Below are 20,706 nucleotides of genomic sequence, written 5' to 3' on the forward strand. Positions count from 1 at the left end.
CGCAGCACACCGAGCCTGCGCCCGAGCCCGAGGCGGGCACCATCAGCCCACAGCCACCCGCGCCGCACACCGCGCCCGAGCCCGCCGCGGGCTCCCTCAGCCCAGAGCCTCCAGCAGCTCGCGCTCGCGCCGTGCGCTGAGGCCGGCGCGCCGGTCGCGGTCCAGGCCCTGCTCGCGTTCCCAGCGCAACGTGTCGGCCAGCAGCTCCGCCCGGGGCCGGTGCCGCAGCCCCGCGGTGCGCGCCGCGGTCCCGGCGCGGGCCGACCACCCCTCCCAGCCCGGCTCGACCAGCCACATCGCCAGCGATTCGGGTCCCATGTACTGGGTCACGCCGTTCGCGAGCAGCCACTCCGCTTGGGCGGTGACCACCGGGCCGGTGTGCCCGCCGGCGGCGCGGGACAGCTCGATCCACTCCCCGAACGGCACGACCGGGCCGACGGCGTCGTACGTGCCGGTGGTTCCGGTCTCCGCGGCGTCGAGCAGCCAGGACGTCAGGTCGCGCACGTCGACCACCGACGTCGGGACGGCCGGGGTGGCAGGCACCAGCATCGGCCCGCGCGGATCGCGGGCGGCACGGGCGGCCCAGTAGCCGGAGCGCCCGGTGTGGTCGCCCGGGCCGCCGATGAGCCCGGCGCGGGCGATGAGCAGGCGGTCGCCCACCGCGGCCGCCGATGCCTGCTCGCAGGCGACCTTCGCCTCGCCGTACAGCTCGCGGTCGGCCTCGGTGCGGTCGGTCGGGGCGAGCAAGGGCGCGGACTCGTCCGCGCCCGGCGTCGCGTGGGCGGCGTAGGCGTTGACGGACGAGACGTACACCCAGTGCCCGGCCTTGCCGCCCAGCGCGTCGAGCGCGCCGCGGACGAACCCCGGCTGCCACGACACCTCGACGACCGCGTCCCACACCCGGTCCCGCAGGGGCTCGTACGCCGCCGGGTCGCGCCGGTCGGCGACGACCAGCGTTGCGCCCTCCGCGACTTCGCCGCTCTCGCCCCGCGCGAGGCAGGTCACCCGGTGGCCGCGGGCGACCGCCTGCCGCGACAGCTCCCGAGCCACCCACGCCGTTCCGCCCAGCACCAGGATCTCCATGCCGCCAGCCAAGCACCGGCGGCACCGCCCGGCGGGCGGATTCGCTGAGAGCAGACGTCAGGCCGCGGTCTCCTCCTGGTTCTCGTCTTCCGCGTGGGTGCGGCCCAGGCGCTTCTTCATGACGAAGAAGACGACGACGCCGATGACGATCGCGGCGAGCAGGCCGAACTTGGAGAACCGGCCGAGCCACTCCTCCGCGACGACGCCCAGGTAGAAGACGGCCGCCGTTGTGCCGCCGGCCCACACGATGCCGCCGGCGGCGTTCGCCAGCAGGAACTTCGGGTAGTGCATGCGCAGTGACCCGGCGAGCGGGCCGGCGAGGATCCGCAGGAAGGCGATGAACCGGCCGAGGAAGACGGCCCACACGCCGCGTTTGTCGAAGATCCGTTCGGCGTTGGCGAGGTGCGCCGGCCCGAAATGCTTCGGGAATTTCCGGCCCGCCCAGGCGAACAGCCGTTGCCCGCCGGTTTTTCCGATGAGGTAGCCGATGCTGTCGCCGATGATGGCGCCGGCACTGGCCAGGATGCCGATCCAGAGCGGGCTCAGGTTGCTGTGCTGCGAGGCCAGCAAAGCGGCGCTGACCAGCACGATTTCCCCGGGCAGGGGAATACCGAGGCTTTCGATCATGATCACCGCGCCGACGATCAGGTAGACCGCGAGCGGCGGGATCGCCTCCAGCCATTGGTCGACGTGCACAGCTCGTACCCCCTCGGGATTCTGATTGCTTTCCGCAGGGTACCGGGGGCGGTCCGCGCCGGACGGCCTCCTCAGGTATGGACAGGGGTACGACTTTGGTCGGGTGCCCAGGGTGAGTCAGCCGAGCGCCGCGAGCGCCGCGGCGACCGGAAAACCCCCGGAAACGACGTCGAAACCCCGGTTTTCGGTGAGCGGTTCGGCCGGCACCCCGACGAGCACGGCGGCCACATCGGCCCGGCTGATCCGGCCCGGCTCGAGGTGCCCGCCCGCCTTGACGCGGCCGGTGCCCGGCCCGTCGGTGAGCGTGCCGGGCCGGACGACGGTCCAGGTCAGCGCGGACTTCCGCAGGACGCTGTCGGAGATCTGCTTGGCGAGCAGGATCGACCGCACGAGCCGGTCACCCTGGTCGGGCGCGTCGGCGAACTGCGCGGAGAGCTGGACGTACCGGGGTCGCCGGGGTCGGCGGTGACGTCGGCCAGGACGGGCTCGACGGGGAGACCGCGGAGGAGCTCGGCGCGGTGCCGGCTGCGCAGGCCGGCCCGGACGGAGTGCCCGCGCACGGCGAGGAGCCGGACGACGTGGAGACCGGTCCGGCCGGTCGCCCCCAGCACGGTGACCTGCATGGGGTGATCGTGCCGGAGTCGGGGGCGGTTCGCCGGGTCGCCGGAGTTGTCCACAGGAGTCACCCCCATGTGGACAACTCCGGCCGACGGTCGCCGTCAGGGCTTCAGGTCCACTGCCGCCCGCAGAGTTGCATCCATGTAGAACGGCGTCGAGTCGTGCACGTGGGTGATCCGCCACTTCCCGTCCACCCGGCGGAAGCACACCGTCGACCGGAACCACAGGTCGAACCCCGCCGGCGCGCCCTTCGGGGTGGTCGAAAGGCGGTTGAGCGCGTGGCTGTACGCGATGTCGCCGCCGAGGAACACCTCCAGGTCGCGGATCTCGTACTCGATCGGCCCCTCGAACGTCTCGAACCACGCCCGGTGCGCCTCGACGTCGATGACCTCCGCTCCGCGGTGGACCAGCGGGGGTGCCAGCGTGAACGCGACCACGTCCGGCGCGTAGTGGGCGCCCAACGCCGCCGCGTCACGGGCCGTCATCGCCACCTCGCGTGCCGCCATCAGCTCGCGGATCTGCTGCTCGCTCATGCCATTCTCCTCACTGTCGGTGCCTGCACTGGAGACGTAGGTGCCGCCGGGCGGATTTCGACAGCCGGAGGTGGCGGAAGTGAAATACGTGGTCCTGATCTACGGCAACCCCGAGTCGCGCCAGGCCTGGGAAGGCATGAGCGACGCCCAGCGGGCCGCCGGGTTGGCCTACTACCAGCAGCTCAACGACGATCTCGACGCCTCCGGCGAGCGGATCGTCTCCGAACGGCTCGCCTTCCCGGAACTGGCCAAGCGGGTGGGCCCGCTGGCGACCGACGGGCCGTTCGCGGAGGCCAAGGAGTTCCTCGCCGGCTTCTACCTGCTCGACTGCGAGAGCGAAGAACGCGCCCTCGAGATCGCCCACCGGATCCCGGAGGCGTCCTTCGGCAAAGTCGAGGTGCGGCCGGTCATGGGACTCCACGGACCCGACCTGTGACCGACGTCGAACGCCTCCTCCGCGAGCTCGCGCCGCAGGTACTCGCCGCCCTCGTCCGGCGGTACGGGGACTTCGACACCTGTGAGGACGCCGTCCAGGAGGCGCTGCTCGCCGCCGCGCGGCAATGGCCGGCCGAAGGTCTTCCGGATCACCCGAAGGGGTGGCTGATCACCGCCGCGTCCCGGCGCCGCATCGAACAGTGGCGCAGTGAGACCGCGCGGCAACGGCGTGAGGAGACCTTCGTACTGGCCGAGCCGCCGGCGCCCGAACCCGTCAGCGGGGTCGACGACACCCTCACCCTGCTCCTGCTCTGCTGCCACCCTTCGCTGAGCCCGCCGGCGCAGGTGGCGTTGACCCTGCGCGCGGTCGGCGGCCTGACCACCGCCGAGATCGCGCGGGCCTTCCTCGTCCCCGAGAGCACGATCGGCCAGCGGATCAGCCGCGCGAAACAGAAGCTGAAGAGCGAACGGCTCACGAACGACCAGCGCCCCGAACGGCTCGCCGCCGTGCTGCAGGTGCTCTACCTGATCTTCACCGAGGGGCACACCGCCAGTTCGGGTGACGCACTGAGCCGCGTCGAGCTGACCGCCGAAGCCATCCGGCTGGTCCGGCAGCTGCACGCGGAACTCCCGGCCGACGGCGAGGTCGCCGGGCTGCTCGCGCTGATGCTGCTGACCGATGCCCGCCGCCCGGCCCGCGTCGACGGCACCGGGGCGCTCGTCCCACTGGCCGAACAGGACCGGTCCCGGTGGAACCGGGCCTTCGTCGGCGAAGGCGTTTCGCTGATCACGAAGGCGCTGGCGACGACGCCGGTGGGTCCGTACCAGCTGCAGGCCGCGATCGCGGCCGTCCACGACGAAGCCCCGACGGCCGAAGACACCGACTGGGCGCAGATCCTCACGCTCTACGACCTGCTGCGGGTGGTGGCACCCGGCCCGGGTGGTGACGCTGAACCGGGTGGTGGCGTTCGCGCAGGTCCACGGCCCCGAAGCCGGGCTGGCGGAACTGGCGGAAGCCGCGAAGGACCTCGCGGGGCACCACCGGGTCGACGCCATCCGCGCGCACCTGCTCGAAACCGCCGGGGACACCGCCGGCGCCCGCGAGGCGTACCTGGCCGCCGCGCGGCGGACGTTGAGCCTGCCCGAACAGGCGTACCTGCAGTCGCGGGCCGCCGCCCTCCGCCCCTGAGGGCACTTTCACGTGAAAGTGCCCTCAGGGCGGTCAGAGGATCTCGGCGGAGGTGCCGATGTCCGGCGGGCCCAGGTCGGGGTTGAGCGCCCCGGTGAGCTCCACCAGCTCCGGCTCCACCTCGTGCGGCTGGATGCGCCCGTCGCGGATGTCCTCCGCGTAGTGGCACGCCACCCGGTGGCCGCCGCCGATCTCGCGCAGCTGCGGACGATCCGTGTCGCACAGGCTCGCCTGCCGCCACGGGCAGCGCGTGTGGAAGCGGCAGCCCGACGGCGGGTTGGCCGGCGACGGCAGGTCACCGGCGAGCAGGATCTGCTCGCGGGTGTCCTCGACCTGCGGGTCCGGCACCGGGATGGCCGACAGCAGCGCCCGCGTGTACGGGTGCAGCGGTTCGCGGTACAGCGAGTCCGCGTCGGTCTCCTCGACCAGCGCGCCCAGGTACATCACGCCGATGCGGTCGGAGATGTGCCGCACCACCGCGAGGTCGTGCGCGATCACCACGTAGGTGAGCCCGAGCTGGTCCTGCAGGTCCTCCAGCAGGTTCACGACCTGGGCCTGCACCGAGACGTCCAGCGCGGACACCGGCTCGTCGGCGACGATCAGGTCCGGCTCCACGGCCAGCGCCCGCGCGATGCCGATGCGCTGGCGCTGCCCGCCGGAGAACTCGTGCGGGTACTTCCGCAGCGACGTCTCCGGGAGGCCGACCGCGGCCAGCAACTGCCGCAGCCGCCGCTGGGTGGCCTCCTTGTCCTTGTCGAGGCCGTGCGCGTGCATGCCCTCGAGCAGGATGGACTCGACCGACTGGCGCGGGTCCAAACTGGACATCGGGTCCTGGAAGACCATCTGCATCCGGCGCCGGGCCTTCCGCAGTTCCTCACCCTTCAGCTGCGCGACGTCGGTGCCGTCGAACTTCACGGAACCGGCGGTCGGCTCGTTGAGGCGCAGGATCGCCCGGCCCAAAGTGGACTTGCCACAGCCGGATTCGCCCACCAGGCCGTAGGTTTCGCCGCGGCGGATGGCCAGGTCGACGCCGTCGACCGCGTACACGTGCCCGACCGTCCGGTCGACCACGATGCCGCGCTTGATCGGGAAGTGCACCTTGAGGTCGGTGACCTCGAGCAGCACGTCACCAGCAGGACGGGTCATCGGGTTCCTCCTCCCGCGGCGACCGCGGGCCGCACGGGGTTGTGACAGCGCAGCAGCCCGTGTTGGTCGGGCGCCAGCTGCGGCTGGACCTCGCGGCAGACCGGCAGCGCGTTGGGGCAGCGCGGCGCGAACGCGCACGCGTGGTCCCACGGGATGTTGTCGGCCACCGAGCCCCGGATGGGGATCAGCTTCTCGCCGCGGCCCGCGTCGAGGCGCGGGATCGAGGCCAGCAGGCCGTGCGTGTACGGGTGCCGCGGCTCGGCGAACAGCTGGTGCCGCTGCGCCCGCTCCACGATCTTGCCGCCGTAGAGGACGTTGACCTCGTCGCACAGCCCGGCGACGACGCCGAGGTCGTGCGTGATCATGATCAGCGCGGTGCCGGTGTCCTGCACCAGTTCGCGCAGCAGCGCAAGGATCTGCGCCTGGATGGTGACGTCGAGCGCGGTGGTCGGCTCGTCGGCGATGAGCAGCCGCGGACGGCACGCCAGCGCGATCGCGATCAGCGCGCGCTGCCGCATCCCGCCGGAAAGCTGGTGCGGGTACTCGGAAAGCCGGCGCGACGGGTCGGGGATGCCGACCTTGTCGAGCAGGTCGACCGCTTCGACGGACGCCGCCTTGCGCGACATCCCGCGGTGGCGCTCCAGCACCTCGGTGATCTGCAGCCCGATCGGGATGACCGGGTTCAGCGAGGACAACGGGTCCTGGAACACCATGCCGAGGTCGCGGCCGCGGCGGTCGCGCATGTCCTTGTCGGACAGGCGAAGCAGGTCGGTGCCCTCGAAGCGCACCGAACCGCTGACCTTGTTGCCGCGCTTGGCCAGCAGCCGCATGATCGCCAGCGACGTCACGGACTTGCCGCAGCCGGACTCGCCGACCAGGCCGACCGTCTGGCCCGGTTCGACGTCGAAGCTCACGCCGTCCACCGCGGTGAACGGCGGCTCGCCGCGCCGCTGGAACACGACCGAAAGGTCGCGGACTTCAAGGAGTGCCATGGTTCTCACCGCCTGTTCTTCGGGTCGAGGGCTTCGCGGAGGGACTCGCCGAGCAGCGTGAACCCGAGCGCGACGATGATGATCGCGATCGCCGGGTAGTACGCGAGCTCGGGCCGGACGTCGAGGAACTGCCGGGCACCCTTGCTCAGCATGATGCCCCACTCCGCCCGGTTCGGGTCCGGGTCGCCCAGGCCGAGGAACGACAGGGCCGCGGCCTCCAGGATGGCGGTCGCCAGCGTCAGCGTGGCCTGCACGATGACCGGGCCGAGCGAGTTCGGCAGCATGTGCCGGAACACGATCGTCCCGCGCTTCACGCCCAGCGACGTCGCCGCGAGGACGTGGTCGCTGCCGCGCTGCACCAGCATCGAGCCGCGCAGCAGCCGGGCGAAGATCGGCACGCCGATCAGCGAGACGGCGAGGATCACCGTCCACTGGCTGGGCTTGGCGAACAGCGCCGCGACCGAAATCGCCAGCAGCAGCGACGGCACCGACAGCATGACGTCGACCAGTCGCATGAGGACGGTGTCGACCCAGCCGCCGAACGCGCCGGCGAGCCCGCCGATGATGATGCCGAGGAGCACCCCGATCACCGTGGCCAGCACCCCGACGAGCAGGGTGTTCTGCGCGCCGACGATCAGCCGCGACAGCTCGTCGCGGCCGAAGTCGTCCACGCCGAGCGGGTAGCCCGGCTGGGCGCCGGGGATGATCCCCTGGCCCAGGGCGACCTTGTCCTGCAGGTAGCGCTCGAACGGGTCCTTCGGCGCGATCAGCGGCGCGAAGATGGCCAGCAGCACGAACAGGCCGGTGATCACGCCACCGGTGATGGCGACCGGGCTGCGCAGCATCCGCCGCAGTGCTTCGCGGCCGAGGCTGTTCCCGCTCGCCGCGGCGAGCTTGTCGATCGGTTCTTTCTTCTTGTTCAGCAGAGTGTTCATCGCACACGCACCCTCGGGTCGATGAGCCCGTACGAGACGTCGACCAGCATGTTCACCAGCACGTACACCAGCGCGCCGAAGAGCAGCAGCGCCTGGAGCCGGGGGTAGTCACGCCGTTCGATGCCTTCGGCCAGCAGGAACCCGAGGCCGCGGAAGTTGAACACGCGCTCGGTCAGCACGGCGCCGCCGAGCAGCGCGCCGGTCTGCAGGCCGATGGTGGTGACCACCGGGAGCAGGCCGTTGCGCAACACGTGCCGCCGCCGGACGACCGGCTGCGTGAGGCCCTTGGAGTTGGCCGTGCGGATGAAGTCCTCGTTGAGCACTTCGAGCACCGACGCGCGGGTGATCCGGGTGATCACCGCGAGCGGGATGGTGGCGAGCGCGAACGCGGGGAGGATCAGGTGCCTGATCGCGTCCCAGACGGCGTCCCATTCGCTCGTCATGATGCCGTCCAGGACGGCGAAGTTGGTGACGGCGGTGGCGTCCAGGCCGGCTGTCTGCCTGCCCTGCGACGGCAGGCCCAGCGGCCCGGCGAGCAGGTCCTGCATCATGTAGCCGAGGAAGAACACCGGCACCGCGACGCCGATCAGCGTCAGCACGATGATCACGTTGTCAGCGACGCCACCGCGGTAGCGGGCCGAGAGGTAGCCCGCCGGGATGCCGAGGAGCACCGCGATGATCATCGCGGTGATGCCCAGCTCGATGGTGGCGGGCAGGAACGTGCCGATCTCCGACATCACCGGCTGGGTGGAGACCAGCGAGGCGCCGAAGTCACCGGTGATCGCGCGGCCGAGGAACTTGAAGTACTGGATGATGACCGGCTGGTCGAGCCCCAGCACGTGGTTGAGGTTGGCGATCTTCTCCGGCGTTGCCTTGTCGCCGAGGAGGGCGGCCGCGGGCCCTCCGGGCAGCGACCGGAGCCAGGCGAAGACCAGGATGGACAGGATGAGCAGCGTCGGGATCGCTTGTAGCAACCGACGCACGAGAAAACGGAGCACTTGGTGTCCTTTGGGGCCAGCCCGGGAAGTACGGGCATGGGGTGGGTGCGGTAGCACCCACCCCATGCCTCGCTCGGTGAAGCTGTCAGTTCACGGTGACGGTGTTGAACCGCTCGTCGGTCAGCGGGCTGGCGACCAGGCCCTTGACCTTCGGGCCGACCACGATGGCGGGCGGACCGTAGGAGATCGGGATGGCCGGCAGGTAGTCCATGATCTGCTTGTTGACTTCCTGGTACGCCTTGGCGTGCGCGTCGCCGGCGGGCGAAGCGTCCGCGTTGGCCAGCGCCTGGAACAGCTGCGGGTTGTCGAACCCGAACTCCGGCTTCTTGCGGCCGAAGAAGGTGCCGACGAAGTTCCCCGCGTCGTTGTAGTCACCGGTCCAGCCGAGCAGGTGGAGGTCCTGCTTGCCGAACTTCTGGACGTCGTCCTTGTAGCCACCGTTCCACGGCTTGGCGACCGGCTCGATCTTGATGCCGATGGCCTTCAGGTCCTCGGAGATCGAGGTGAAGACGTCCGCCGGGTTCGGCATGTACGGCCGGGTGACCTCGGTCGGGTAGTAGAACTTCAGCGTCAGGTTCGTCGCGCCGGCTTCCTGCAGGAGCTGCCGGGCCTTCGCCTGGTCGAACGGGTACTTCGTGACGTCGTCGGTGTAGCCGGAGATCGTCTTGGGCACGAACTCGGTGGCCACCTCGGCGCCCTCGGGCAGCTTGCTCTTGACGAACTGCTCGCGGTTGATGCCGTAGGCCAGCGCCTGGCGGACCTTGACGTCCTTCAGCTTCTCACCGGCCGGGCCGGACTGGTTGATGCCCAGGTAGAGCACGTTGAACGGCGGGCGCACCAGCACCTGCTCGCCCTCGTTGCGCAGCAGGCCGTAGTCCGCGGGCGCCGGGTAGTCGTAGCCCTGGATGTCGCCGGCCTTGAGCGCCTGCTTGCGGGCGTTCTCGTCCGGGATGACCTTGAAGATCAGCTTGTCGAGCTTGGCCGTCTGGGTCGGGCTGGTCTCGTTCTTGGACAGGGTGATCTCACCCTTGCCCTGGTCCCAGCTGTCGAACTTGAACGGGCCGGTGCCGACCGGGTGCTTGTTCGCGTACTCGCTGTAGGTGAACGAGTCGCCGGACTGGGTGACCTCGTCCGCCTTGTACTGCTTGAGCGCGGTCGGGCTCTGCATCGAGAACGACGGCAGGGTGAAGGCCGCCGGGAACGCGCCCTTCGCCTTGTTCAGGTTCACGACCGCGGTCGCCGGGTCCTTGGCTTCGCAGCTCTTGTAGACCGGGTCGCTGTAGTCGGTGCTCTCGTTCTTGGCGAACCCGCCGAAGACGTCGGCGTAGTAGATCATCTGGCTCTGGGCGGCGGCGCCCTTCATGTTGTACCAGCGGTCGAAGTTGAAGCAGACCGCGGCGGCGTCGAAGGCGGTGCCGTCGGAGAACTTCACGCCCTGCTTGAGGGAGAAGGTCCAGGTCTTGCCGTCGTTGCTCGGCTCCCACTTCTCGGCCAGCGAGGGCTCGAGGTCGGCGGTGCCCGGCTTGTTCTGGATCAGCGTGTCGAAGATCTGCCGCGTGATCCGGAAGGTCTCGCCCTCGTCGTTGAAGATCGGGTCGAACAACTTCGGGTTGCCGGCCGCGCCGAAGATCATGGTGCCCCCGGAACCACCCCCAGCGCCCTCTTCACGCTTGGATTCCGCACAGGCGGACAGCGAAACCGCGAGCGCGCCGCTTAGCCCGATCAGGGCCACCCGGCGTGTTCGGGTCAGCCGCAATTGCTGCATCTGGCACCCCTTGGGAGATGTTCGGGTTCAAAGTCACCGTCCGGTCGGTCAGGAACTCGACGGACGATCGGTGTGCTCGCCGACACTAGCGGGAACTCGGCCCGCACTTAAGCACGTGAGGTTACGATCGCGCTACGTGGACGTCGATTTGACCGCAATGTGTCCGTAAATCACGACAGAATGTGACCATTTGAGGTCCATGGCTGCGCGCGGTGCCTGATCCATGACTCAGATGGCGGTACCGACATTGGTCCACTCGTGTATCCGGCTACGGACCGCTGGATCGATCCGGAACAGGTCGCTCACGGTGCGTGATCGAGCCGTCCCCTACGAAAGTCGTGTCCCGGCGGCCCCGGCGGTGCCGTCGACGGCGAACCAGCCGCGCTCGAACCGTTGCCACCGCGCCAATTCGGCCCGTGCGGCCGCGCCGTCCCTGGCGACGGTCCTGGCCAGCCGTGCGGCCGCCGAGCCGCCCTCGAGCCAGCAGAGGTGCGAAAGCAGGGGTCTTGCCGAAGTGCGGCCGCTGGACACGCCCTCCAGCACCAGGACGTCCGGCACGGCCACCCGGACGAGCTCACCCGGCCGGGGCACCCCGGTGGTCCAGTCCACCTGCCGGTACGCCCCCGCCACGCCCGCGGCCAGCGGCCGCAGGACGCCGTCGACGAGCTGGGGCCACCACGCGACCGGGTCGTCCCAGGTCGCGAAGGCGTCGGTGCTCACCAGGGCCGCGCGGCACCCGCGGGCGGTCAGGCCGTCGACGACCTGCGTGGCCAGTGTGGACTTGCCGGCTCCCGACGGGCCGTCGATGGCCAGGACGCGCACCCGGCCCAGCCGCGCGGGGGCGGCGAGCAGGGCTTCGATCAGGGCGTCACTTGCTGACGCGCTCGACCTCCGGGAGCCCTTTGACGTCGTCGGGCGCCGCCGTCTTCGCCTCCAGCTCGGCGATCCGGCTCGCCAGCTCGCGCCGGGTGTCCTCGAGCTCGCAGCGCAGCAGCGCGATCTCCTCGACCGACGTGCGCACCTCTTCCTCGAGGTGCCCGGTCTCGGTGGACAGGTGCAGCGACACGAGCGCCAGCACGACGCCGGCCAGGAGGAAGACGAAGTTCGACGGGGTTTCCACCCCGGTCAGCCGGGCCAGGAACTGCGCGGCCGCCGGGATCGCGGCCAGCACCACGACGCCGACGGCGACGACCAGCCAGACGCCCGCGTACTTCTCCCGCAGCTTGCGCCGCCGCATCATCTCGATGACGACGAACAGCACCAAGCACGCGATGACGATGCTGAGGATGCGCCAACCCTGCATTCCCAAGCTCCTTAAGCCGAGTCCGAGGAGTCGACCGCGGGGCGGCGGCGGACCAGCGCGAGCAGCAGCGCGAGCCCGGCGCGGCCCAGGTAGACGGCCGACTTGACGGGCGAGTGGCTGGGCGTGCCGCCCGCGCGCTCGCGCATGATGACCGGGATCTCCTTGATGGTCAGCTCGGCCCGGATGGCCATGACCAGCGATTCGACCGTGTCGCCGAGGTACTCGGCCGGGTAGTAGCCGGCGAACAGCCGGATCGCGCGCGGCCCCATCGCCTTGAAGCCCGACGTGACGTCGGTGAGGCGGGTCTTCGCCAGCCGCGAGAACACGATCGACAGCGCGACCATGGCGTACTTGCGCGGCCCGCTGGCCTTGTACGCGCCCTTGCCCGCGAACCGGGAGCCGATCACGATGTCGGCGTCGTCCAGGCCGCGCAGCAGCGCGTCGAGCTCGTCCGGGTCGTGCTGGCCGTCGGCGTCCACCTGCACGACGACGTCGTACCCGCGGGCGGCGGCGTAGCGGAAGCCGGTGCGCATCGCGCCGCCGACCCCGAGGTTCACGGCGAGCCGGGCCACCTCGGCGCCCGCGGCACGGGCCAGCTTGGCGGTGTCGTCGACCGAGCCGTCGTCGACGACGAGCAGGTCGACGGCCGGAATCGCGCGCTTCACGTGCTCGATGACCGACGCGACACTCGCCGATTCGTTGAGGGCGGGCATCACGATGAGCACGCGGCGGCTGGTCACCGTGGTCGCCGGGGTCGTTGACACGGGATCACTTTATCCCTTCACTTCGCGTCACCGGCCGCGGACCCGGGTGCGGCGCCCGCCGCGACCACGTCCTGCTGGCCGGCGATCTCGTAGATCGAGGCACCGGCGTTGCGGTAGACCAGCTTGAACCCGGGTGTGGTGTCCAGGTGCTGGAGCCCGGCGTCGTTGCGCTGGTCGGGAACGGCGTTGCCCTGGCCGACGAAGGCGTAGCGGACCTTGAGCTCCCGCAGGATCTGCCGGGCCTTCGGGTCGCTCTCCAGCCGGTTCGCGAACGCGCTGACGTAGCCGACGTCGCTGGTGCGCGGGGCGCCGTAGTAGTTCCACTGGGTCGGCTTCACCCCCCGCAGCGCGTACATCCAGACCGAGCCGTCGAGGCGGTCGTTCAGCACGCGCTCGCCGGGCACGGTGTGCTGCGCCAGCCAGGCGAACGCCGTCTCCTCGTCCGCGCTCACCGCGGGGAAGCCGCGGTAGGCGATGTTCACGTGGACGGAGTTGAGGTACACGTACCCGCGGCTGAACCCGCCGATCACCGCCGCCAGCAGCACCACGCCGGCCAGGACGGGCGCGGCCGGGTGCAGCTTCGGCAGCCGGGGCCGGACCTTCGCCGCGAACCACGCCGTCGCCGTGTGGACGAACTCGCCGAAACCGACCGCGCCGATCATCGGCAGCAGCGCGGCGAGCCGGTAGTTGTCGTTGTAGAACGGCCCGCTGAGCAGGTGGACCAGGCCGTTCTCCATGGACACCGTCGCCGCGTACAGGCCGCCGAGCACGACGTACGCCGCGATCAGCCAGACCACCCGCCGGTGCCGGGCCAGCAGGAACACGCCGACGATGGCGGGCAGGCCGAGCCACCACTGCGGGAAGTTCGCCATCGGCGAGAACGTGACCGCCTGCCCCACCGCGCCGGTCATGGTCGCCGCGTTCGGCCAGACCGCGGCCGTGACGCCGCCGGCGTTGTAGAGCGAGGGCAGCACCTGGGGCAGGCCGAGCCCGGCGGCGAGCACCGCGGCCGCCACCAGCGACGGCCAGGCCCGCCGCCACTCGATCGGCTCGAACCCGAAGAGCACGGCGGCCAGGATCAGGACGCAGTAGACGGCGAGCACGAACACGACGCTCGTGTGCAGCGCCGCGAGCCCGGCGACCCCGACCCCGACGGCCAGCGGGCCGGTCGCGCCGCCCGGCTCGAGCAGCAGGCGGACCACCGCGAGCATGGCCGGGACCAGGGCGACGCCGGCGGCGTACGGCCAGACCGGGCCGTGCCAGAACAGGTCGTAGGGGAACGAGGTGAAGCAGGCGGAGGCGACGGCGGCCGCGGCGGCCGTCACCGGCGGCAGCCGCCACGCGCGGCACATCGCGGCCACGCCGAGCGGCACCGCGAAGGTGACGGCGATGGACGCGAAGTTCAGCAGCGGCATCACGGTCAGCCCGCCCTTGCCGAACAGCGGGGCGAGCAGCGCGTGGTAGGTGTCCGGGTAGAAGTAGTGCGGCTCGGCCGGCAGGTTCGCGATGGTGCCGACGGTCGACGGGCGCGCGTCGCCGGTCTCCGCGATCCAGCGGACGAGGTTCGCGTGGAACGCGGCGTCCCAGTCCTGGTTGACCGTGCCGGGCGCCGGGATGCCGCGCAGGACCGTGAGCGCGCCGACGCCCATGCCGGCGGCGACGCCGAGCGCCGTGAAGGCGTGCGCGCGCCACGACCACCGCGGGCGCTCGCTGCCGGACTCCGGCCGCCGGGTGAACCGGGCCACGGCCCAGGTGACCGCGAAGCCGGCGGCCGACACCACGAGCGTCCACAGTGTCACCGAGAGCGCGGTCCACCGGATGCCCGTGCCGCCGAGCAGGGGGATGCCGAGGGCCACGATCCCGAACGTGAGCACCGGCGCCGCCGCGCCGAGCGTCCAGCCGCGCAGGCCGATCGCCGCTCCGAAAACCGCGCCCGGCAGCCAGAATGCGGCCAGAACGAGCAGAAAACCCATTCTCCCACCTCATTTTCGCCGTGCCGGGCCCCGGAACGGCCGCGCGCCGCGGCGAACACCGTTCGCAAGGCCGCGGCCACGCTACCGCGCACGTCAGCTGGCTGGTCACCCGCGTCTTGGGCGGACCGCGGTCACCCATAGACTCGCGGCGTTGGCGGCTTTGTTGATCGGAGAAAGCATGCTGTCCGAAGCTGTCCGGCTGGCTGTGGGCGTCCTCGTGGTTCTGTTCCCGGGATTCTCGATCCTCGTGGTCACCGGCGTACGCGAACGGTTGTGGCTCGCGGGCCTTTCGGCGCCGTTGACCACCGGGTTCGTCCTGTTGCTGTCCCTTTTCACGGGGGTCACCGGCATTCGCTTCGGCCTGCTGACGGCCGTCATCGCGCTCGTGGTCGTCCTGCTGGTGCTCGGCGGGGTGCGGTGGCTGGTCCGCCGCCGTCGCCCGGCCGCCGAGCCGGTCGAGCCCGCCGAGGACCCGCGGCTGCGCACGCTGACCGGCCGCGCGGGGCTGGTGGCCCAGGTGCTGGGCGCGCTCATCGCCGTCGCCGGGGTCGGCCTCGGCGTCCGGATGTGGCACAAGGGCCTCGGGTCGTGGCAGACGCCGACCCAGGAGCACGACACGGTCACGCACGCCGTGCTGACCGCCTTCACGCACTTCACCGGCAAGGCCGCGCCCTGGCAGGTCCTGCCGATCGACGTCATCCACGACACGAACGTCCAGTTCTACCCGCCCGGCTTCACCGGCATCTGCGCGCTGATCACCGACATCTTCGGCGACACGATGCTGTCGCTGAACCTGGCGACGGTCGCGTTCACGGTGGTCGTGCTGCCGCTGTCGGTGGCCGCCCTCACCGCGGCGGTGCTCCGCCACGGCCGGCTCGGCCGCGGCTGGGTCGAGCTCGCCGCCGGCGTCGCGGCGCTGGTCTCCGTGCAGCTGTACCGCCCCGGCATCGCCTTCGCCCACGACGGCGGCGTGCTGCCGAACGCGGCCGCGATGACGCTGATGCCCGGGCTCGTCGCGGTGATGCTGGTGATCGGCAAGCGCAACTGGGGCCGTGCGGTGCTGGTCGGCGTCGCCGCCGCGGGTGCGTTCAACCTGCACCCGAGCGCGCTGACCTCGGTCGCGCTGACGACGGTCGCGGCCATGATCGGCCTGCTGTTCACCAAGGCGGGCAGGCTCGCGTTCGTCCGCGCGCTGCTGCCGCTGGTGCTGGCGGGCGTGGTCGCCGTCGTCCTGATCATCCCCGACGTGCTGGCGCTCCTGCGGCTCGGCAACGGCTCGGTGGTCGACGCGCCTGCCAACATCCGCGGCAGCCAGCTGGGTGCGTCGTTCGAGCTGGTCGCCCGCCTGCCGTACGGCGGCTACTTCGACCCGAGCGGCACGATGGGCCAGCTGGTGCTCGGCCTGCTGGGCCTGGCGGGCGTCGTCGCGGCGGTGCTTTCGCGGCGCGCGTGGCCACTGCTCACGGCCTGGCTGTTCTGGGCGACGGTCATGGTGAGCTTCCACTACTCGCCCAACTCGGGCTTCGGCGCGATGATCGGCCGCTACTACTACCGCGTCGCCAACCGCCTCGACACCCACGTCTACCTGCTGATCCCGGTTCTGGCGGGGGTCCTGTTCGTGGCGCTGGGGCTGCTCGTCGTCGCGGTGCAGAAGCGCAACCCGGTCCCGGCGCGGTTCCGGCCGGCGGTGGCGTACGGGCTGATCGTGGTGCTGCTGGGCGCGCTGACGGTGACGTCGTTCCGCGGCTACATGAACACGGGCGCGCTGTCACTGAGCCAGCGCTACGCGGCCCCGCAGTTCGTCCGCTACGACGCCGCCGACGACGCGGCGGCCAAGTGGCTGCACGAGCACGCGGCCCCGGGCGAGACGATCCTCAACAACGCGAACGACGGCTCGACGCTGTTGTACGTCGACTACGACCTGCCGATCCTCAACATCGTCCCGGACGGCCACAGCCCCATCCAGGACAACATCACGCTGCTGGCGATGTTCAACTACTACCCGGAGGATCCGGAGGTCCAGAGCATTCTGCGGGCCAAGAACGTCCGCTGGGTGTACGTGGACACCTCGGCGCCGACGGTGGGCACGGACGGGCACCACTGGACGGGGAAGCTGACGTACAGCCTGGCGCCGGGGTTGAGCCGGTTGCAGGGGTTGCCGGGGCTGACGAAGGAGTTCAGCTCGGGGACCGTGAGCGTGTACCGGCTGGACCTGCCGCAGACCCCGCCCCGCGGCTGAGGCTTCGGCCGCGGCTGGTCGTGAGTCAGCACTCTGCCGGCCCACGCGGCTGCTGTTCGACTGCCGCCTTTCCGCAACTCGGCTGCCGCCTGCCCACAGCACGGCGGCCACCCTTCACAACAGGGCTGCAGCCTGTCCACAGCTGCCGCCTTTCCACAACGGGGCCGGGGTGTGGACAAGGCGGCGCGGGCGGCTACTCGGCACGGGTTTTGGTCGGGCGCGGCCGATAGGCTGAAGCGGGGACGGACCCCCAGGGAGGGCGGGCCCTGAGCTGGGCCGTCTTTGCCCGCCTCGAACCGGCACCCACGCCGCAGCCGGGGCTTACCACTCACGGCACCGGCCAAGGCTTAGGCCAGCCTCAGGCGGGTTCCGGCGAAGTTGTTGTTGGTCGACCCTCCACCCCGAAGCCTGATTGTGACTACGGACGGGTTCTTGGCTTCGCAACGGGGTGGCAGGGGGTCTGGGTGGGGTTGCCGGTTATGGGCCTCAGCGTTCCGTTCACGACGGGAGGAACCTTCAGGCAGCGTCCGCTTCGGACTCGACCGGCTCCGGCGCGCGCCGGAGCACGAACGCGAGCACCACCGCCAGGCCCAGCGTCGGTGCCACCGCCAGCGCGACCACCGCGCGGAACACCGTGTCGCCCGGCAGGAACAGCAGGACCAGCGACGCCGTCCCCGTCACGATCGCCCAGGTCGCCAGCACCAGCTTCGCCTGCGTACGCGCCACCAGCACCGCCGTGAGCAGCTGCATCGGCACCAGCAGCACCGATGACCACACCAGCCCCGCCACCGACCAGCCGTCGATGTCGTAGCCCGGGCCGCTCACGAACCGGACCGCCCACGGGCCCAGCCACAGCCCCACCAGTGCACCCAACGCCGCCAGGACCAGCGACGCCGCCGCGCCGAGGGCCAGGACGCGGCGCAGCCGGTGGCGGCCCTCCGGCGTCACCGACAGCCGGACCACGAACGGCACCGCCAGCGACTGGACCGGGCCGATCAGCGTCAGCGGGAGGCGCGCGATGACCAGGGCCGCGAACAGCGCTCCGACGCGGTCGCCGTCGCCGCCCGGGGCCAGGAGGCCGACCAGGGCCGGGTAGCCCGTGATCACCGCCGCCGTCAGGGCCGCGCCGACCAGCAGCATGCTCATGCGGCGGGTCGTCACGCCCCAGCCGTCGCCCTCGACCCGGAAGTCGACCAGCTGCCGGGCCGGGCGGGCGAACAGCAGCCAGGCGAACGAGCCCGCCGCGACCGCGATCGCCAGCGAGACGACGTTGTAGGCCACCGAGACGAACAGGACACCCAGGATCAGCGCGCGCACCGCCGGCTCGGCGATCACGAGCAGCGAAAAGGCCTTCACCTTGTGCTGGCCGATGAGCAGCCCGCGCGTGCCGAACTGGCAGGCGAACGCGACGCCACCGGCCAGCACGATCACCGCCAGCGACCACTGGCCGTGGAACAGCTTCTCGTTGACCGGCGGGATCAGCAGCGCGAGCGAGAACGCGGCCGCGACGAACACGCCGACCGCGACCGCCCGCAGCGCCGGGCGGCCCGCCTTGCCGCCGTCGAGCGCGGCGACCGCCGACTGGCGCGACAGCTCCTGTTCGAGCGGGGAAAGCGTGCTGCCGAGGCCCATCACCAGGCCCCAGAACGTGACGAAGACGGCGTACTCCTGCGGCGGCAGCAGCCGCTGGCAGGCGACCGTGAGCAGGTAGCCGAGGCCGATGGACACGATCAGCGAGCCGCCGAGGCTGCCCGCGGTCGTGCGTCCGCTGCGCGCGGCGGCCGGCGTGTCCACTGGGGTGTCCACGTCGGCGCTCATCGGCGGCGGAGCTGCGCGCGCACGGCCATCGCCAGCCCACGCAGGACACCGGCGCCGAAGCCCCCGGCGAACACCGGCAGCAGCTTCGTCACCGCGCGGGCCTCGGGGCCGGTCGCGCCGCACTTCTTGACGACCTCGCCCGCCGCGACCGCGCCGAGGACACCGGCGGCCAGCGTCGTCTTCGGCTTCTTCGCCGCGAAGACCAGGCCGACGACCCCGGCCGCGAGCGCGCCGAACAGGGCGTTGCGGGCCGGGCCGGGCGAAGCGATGTAGGAGTCCACGTAGGTCGTGCCGCGGAAGTAGGCCTGCTGCGTGAACTTCTTGAACGAGTCGCGCCCGTTGTAGGTGGCCGACAGCTCCGGGGCCAGCCAGATCCGCTCGCGCTCGGCGATCCAGCGCAGCATGCGGGTGTCGTCGCTGGCGAAGCGGATGTCGTCGAACAGCGACGCGAACGCCGTCACCGAGCCCTCGAGGAGGCCGCGGCGAGCGCAGAAGAACGTCGTGCCCTTCGGGTAGACGTCGAACTCCTCGATGCCGTACGACATCAGCCGCGGGTTCGCGCAGTACTTGCGCCAGGGCACCTTGACCAGGCCGGCCATGAACCCGGCGTACGGGTTGTGCTCGGACGCGACGTTGATGTGGCCGTTCCAGACCGCGCGCTCGGGGTGCTCGACGAGCTGGTCGCGCAGGAACGTCAGGGTGTGCTCGTCGACGATGACGCGGCTGTCGAGCAGCGCGACCCACTCGCCGGACGACTTGGCGATGCCGGCCCGCCGCGCCTCGAACCGGCCGGAGTTGGCCTGGCTCAGGACCGTGATGCCGTGGCGTTCGCGCAGGTCGTCGAGGCGCGAGGGCGTGGCGTCGGTGCTGCCGTCGTCGACCACGACGACCTCGATCGGCCAGCTCGCGGCCGAGGCCGAGGCGAGCAGCGCGCCGACACTGCGTTCGATCCAGTCCTGCTCGTTGTAGACCGGGATCACGACGCTGAGCGAGGGGAGGAGCGGGTTCGCACTCACCGTGCCGAGGCTACCCGGCGGCCCCCGCGCCGGGTCGGCCAGTATCCTTACGCCACCGCACCCGACCTGAAATGGGCTCCTCTGGTGATTTCCTTCATTCTCGGCACCACCGCGGAACTGATCAAGATCGCGCCCGTCTACCACGGGATCCGCGAGCGCGGGATGCGGCCGAAGATCTGGTTCACCGCCCAGCACGTCGACGAGGTCGCCGACGTCCTCGCGGACCTGAACATGCCGGAGCCGGACGTCTGGCTGGTGCCGGAGGACAAGGCGCACAACCTCGAGTCGCCCGCCCAGGTGCCGGGCTGGGCCGCGCAGGTGCTGCGGACGGCGTGGAGCCGCCGCCAGGAGCTGCGCGCCGCGCTGACCGAGGACGGCCGTCCCCCGCTGGTGCTGGTGCACGGCGACACGTTCACCACGCCGTACGGCTCGCTGATCGGCAAGCGGATCCTCAAGTCCCGCGTCGGCCACGTCGAGGCGGGCGCGCGGTCGGGCAGCATCCTCTCGCCGCTGCCGGAGGAGCTGAACCGCAAGATCGCGGCGAAGATCGTCGACATCCACTTCGCGCCGAGCATCCGCGAGGTCAACAACCTCCGCAACGCCCGCGGTGTGGTCGTCGACACCGAGGCGAACACGGCGATCGACGCGATGCGCCTGGCCATCAACGGGCCGCTCGACGTGCCGAACCTGCCGGAGAAGTTCGGCCTGGCCACGCTGCACCGCTTCGAGCTGGTTTCGCGCCCGGACAAGTACCGCGAGGCGCTGGAGATCCTGCGCGAGCAGAGCCGCAAGATGCCGATCCTGTACATGGCCGGCGCGCCGGAGCGCGAGAAGATCCGCTCGCTGGGCATCGGGAACATCTTCGACGACCAGTTCATCGTCCAGCCGAAGATGCGCTACCTGAAGTTCCTGCCGCTGGTGGCCCGCGCCGAGTACGTCGTCACCGATTCGGGTGGTCTTTCGGCGGAGTGCTACTACCTGGGCCTGCCGTGCGCGGTGCACCGCGAGCGCACGGAGACGCCGCAGCACCTCGGCGAGACGGTCGTGCTGACGGAGATGCGCGGCGACAAGCTGCAGAACTTCCTCGACACGTACCAGAACCGGCGTGGCGAGTCCTGGATGGACAAGTACCACCCGTCCGAGATCGTCGTCGACACGCTGGCCCAGCTCGGCTACTGCTGAGTCCTTCGTCCGGGTGACCGC

At 71.0% G+C, this 20,706-nt stretch carries 19 protein-coding genes and 1 pseudogene; 4 read left to right on the forward strand and 16 right to left on the reverse strand.

Annotated elements, in window-relative coordinates; genetic code table 11:
- Positions 1 to 96 precede the first annotated feature (96 nt).
- The 5 genes from BLW76_RS46745 to BLW76_RS46760 all read right to left on the reverse strand — a co-directional run bounded on the left by BLW76_RS46745 (position 97) and on the right by BLW76_RS46760 (position 2,930).
- The gene (locus tag BLW76_RS46745; protein ID WP_091319065.1) at positions 97 to 1,083 is read right to left on the reverse strand and encodes a Rossmann-fold NAD(P)-binding domain-containing protein; all 987 of its coding nucleotides are present in this window, start codon (positions 1,081 to 1,083) and stop codon (positions 97 to 99) included.
- A 57-nt stretch (positions 1,084 to 1,140) separates the two neighbouring features.
- The gene (locus BLW76_RS46750) at positions 1,141 to 1,779 is read right to left on the reverse strand and encodes a DedA family protein (RefSeq protein WP_091319067.1); all 639 of its coding nucleotides are present in this window, start codon (positions 1,777 to 1,779) and stop codon (positions 1,141 to 1,143) included.
- A 117-nt stretch (positions 1,780 to 1,896) separates the two neighbouring features.
- The gene (locus BLW76_RS50640; RefSeq protein ID WP_279627730.1) at positions 1,897 to 2,169 is read right to left on the reverse strand and encodes an NAD(P)H-binding protein; all 273 of its coding nucleotides are present in this window, start codon (positions 2,167 to 2,169) and stop codon (positions 1,897 to 1,899) included.
- Entirely contained in the window at positions 2,109 to 2,471 is a 363-nt protein-coding gene (locus BLW76_RS50645; RefSeq protein WP_341866546.1) for an NAD(P)H-binding protein, read from the reverse strand. The genes BLW76_RS50640 and BLW76_RS50645 overlap by 61 nt, the downstream gene beginning before the upstream one ends.
- 27 nt (positions 2,472 to 2,498) lie before the next feature.
- Complete coding sequence (locus BLW76_RS46760; protein ID WP_091319068.1) at positions 2,499 to 2,930, reverse strand: YybH family protein; 432 nt, start codon at positions 2,928 to 2,930, stop codon at positions 2,499 to 2,501.
- A gap of 79 nt (positions 2,931 to 3,009) precedes the next feature.
- Between BLW76_RS46760 and BLW76_RS46765 the strand changes: the two genes are divergently transcribed.
- Both BLW76_RS46765 and BLW76_RS46770 read left to right on the forward strand, forming a co-directional pair.
- Complete coding sequence (locus tag BLW76_RS46765) at positions 3,010 to 3,366, forward strand: YciI family protein (RefSeq protein ID WP_091320733.1); 357 nt, start codon at positions 3,010 to 3,012, stop codon at positions 3,364 to 3,366.
- Positions 3,363 to 4,554 (forward strand): annotated as a pseudogene (locus BLW76_RS46770) (RNA polymerase sigma factor). The gene BLW76_RS46765 and the pseudogene BLW76_RS46770 overlap by 4 nt, the downstream one beginning before the upstream one ends.
- 33 nt (positions 4,555 to 4,587) lie before the next feature.
- Here BLW76_RS46770 and BLW76_RS46775 read toward each other — a convergent pair.
- From BLW76_RS46775 to BLW76_RS46820, 9 genes are all read right to left on the reverse strand, one after another.
- Complete coding sequence (locus BLW76_RS46775) at positions 4,588 to 5,700, reverse strand: ABC transporter ATP-binding protein (protein WP_091319070.1); 1,113 nt, start codon at positions 5,698 to 5,700, stop codon at positions 4,588 to 4,590.
- Positions 5,697 to 6,692 (reverse strand): ABC transporter ATP-binding protein, encoded by a 996-nt coding sequence (locus tag BLW76_RS46780; protein WP_091319072.1) that lies wholly within the window; start codon positions 6,690 to 6,692, stop codon positions 5,697 to 5,699. Before BLW76_RS46780 ends, BLW76_RS46775 begins: the two co-directional genes overlap by 4 nt.
- A gap of 5 nt (positions 6,693 to 6,697) precedes the next feature.
- Positions 6,698 to 7,627, reverse strand: coding sequence for an ABC transporter permease (locus BLW76_RS46785; protein ID WP_091319074.1), 930 nt, complete (start codon positions 7,625 to 7,627; stop codon positions 6,698 to 6,700).
- Complete coding sequence (locus BLW76_RS46790; RefSeq protein WP_091319076.1) at positions 7,624 to 8,625, reverse strand: ABC transporter permease; 1,002 nt, start codon at positions 8,623 to 8,625, stop codon at positions 7,624 to 7,626. Before BLW76_RS46790 ends, BLW76_RS46785 begins: the two co-directional genes overlap by 4 nt.
- A gap of 85 nt (positions 8,626 to 8,710) precedes the next feature.
- Positions 8,711 to 10,390 carry an ABC transporter substrate-binding protein gene (locus tag BLW76_RS46795; protein WP_354852821.1) on the reverse strand — a complete coding sequence of 560 codons (1,680 nt, stop codon included), beginning with the start codon at positions 10,388 to 10,390 and terminating at the stop codon, positions 8,711 to 8,713.
- Between the two features lie 327 nt (positions 10,391 to 10,717).
- Positions 10,718 to 11,221, reverse strand: coding sequence for a uridine kinase family protein (locus BLW76_RS46805; protein WP_244170736.1), 504 nt, complete (start codon positions 11,219 to 11,221; stop codon positions 10,718 to 10,720).
- A 37-nt stretch (positions 11,222 to 11,258) separates the two neighbouring features.
- A complete protein-coding gene (locus BLW76_RS46810) occupies positions 11,259 to 11,693 on the reverse strand; it encodes a DUF2304 domain-containing protein (RefSeq protein WP_091319081.1) in 435 nt (144 codons plus the stop codon).
- Between the two features lie 11 nt (positions 11,694 to 11,704).
- Positions 11,705 to 12,406: a glycosyltransferase family 2 protein gene (locus BLW76_RS46815; RefSeq protein ID WP_091320735.1), complete on the reverse strand. Its 702-nt coding sequence runs from the start codon at positions 12,404 to 12,406 to the stop codon at positions 11,705 to 11,707.
- A gap of 68 nt (positions 12,407 to 12,474) precedes the next feature.
- Positions 12,475 to 14,430: a DUF6541 family protein gene (locus BLW76_RS46820; RefSeq protein ID WP_091319083.1), complete on the reverse strand. Its 1,956-nt coding sequence runs from the start codon at positions 14,428 to 14,430 to the stop codon at positions 12,475 to 12,477.
- Positions 14,431 to 14,608: 178 nt separating this feature from the next.
- Here BLW76_RS46820 and BLW76_RS46825 point away from each other — a divergent pair, with 178 nt between their 5' ends.
- Entirely contained in the window at positions 14,609 to 16,669 is a 2,061-nt protein-coding gene (locus BLW76_RS46825; protein ID WP_091319085.1) for a DUF6541 family protein, read from the forward strand.
- A gap of 516 nt (positions 16,670 to 17,185) precedes the next feature.
- Here BLW76_RS46825 and BLW76_RS46830 read toward each other — a convergent pair.
- Positions 17,186 to 18,487, reverse strand: a complete 1,302-nt coding sequence (locus BLW76_RS46830; protein ID WP_244170642.1) for a lipopolysaccharide biosynthesis protein — start codon at positions 18,485 to 18,487, stop codon at positions 17,186 to 17,188.
- Positions 18,484 to 19,503, reverse strand: a complete 1,020-nt coding sequence (locus tag BLW76_RS46835; protein ID WP_091319086.1) for a glycosyltransferase family 2 protein — start codon at positions 19,501 to 19,503, stop codon at positions 18,484 to 18,486. Before BLW76_RS46835 ends, BLW76_RS46830 begins: the two co-directional genes overlap by 4 nt.
- An 84-nt stretch (positions 19,504 to 19,587) precedes the next feature.
- Between BLW76_RS46835 and BLW76_RS46840 the strand changes: the two genes are divergently transcribed.
- Positions 19,588 to 20,685 (forward strand): UDP-N-acetylglucosamine 2-epimerase, encoded by a 1,098-nt coding sequence (locus BLW76_RS46840; RefSeq protein ID WP_091319088.1) that lies wholly within the window; start codon positions 19,588 to 19,590, stop codon positions 20,683 to 20,685.
- Positions 20,686 to 20,706 lie beyond the last annotated feature (21 nt).

Source organism: Amycolatopsis tolypomycina (assembly GCF_900105945.1).
In the GTDB taxonomy this organism is placed as follows: domain Bacteria; phylum Actinomycetota; class Actinomycetes; order Mycobacteriales; family Pseudonocardiaceae; genus Amycolatopsis; species Amycolatopsis tolypomycina.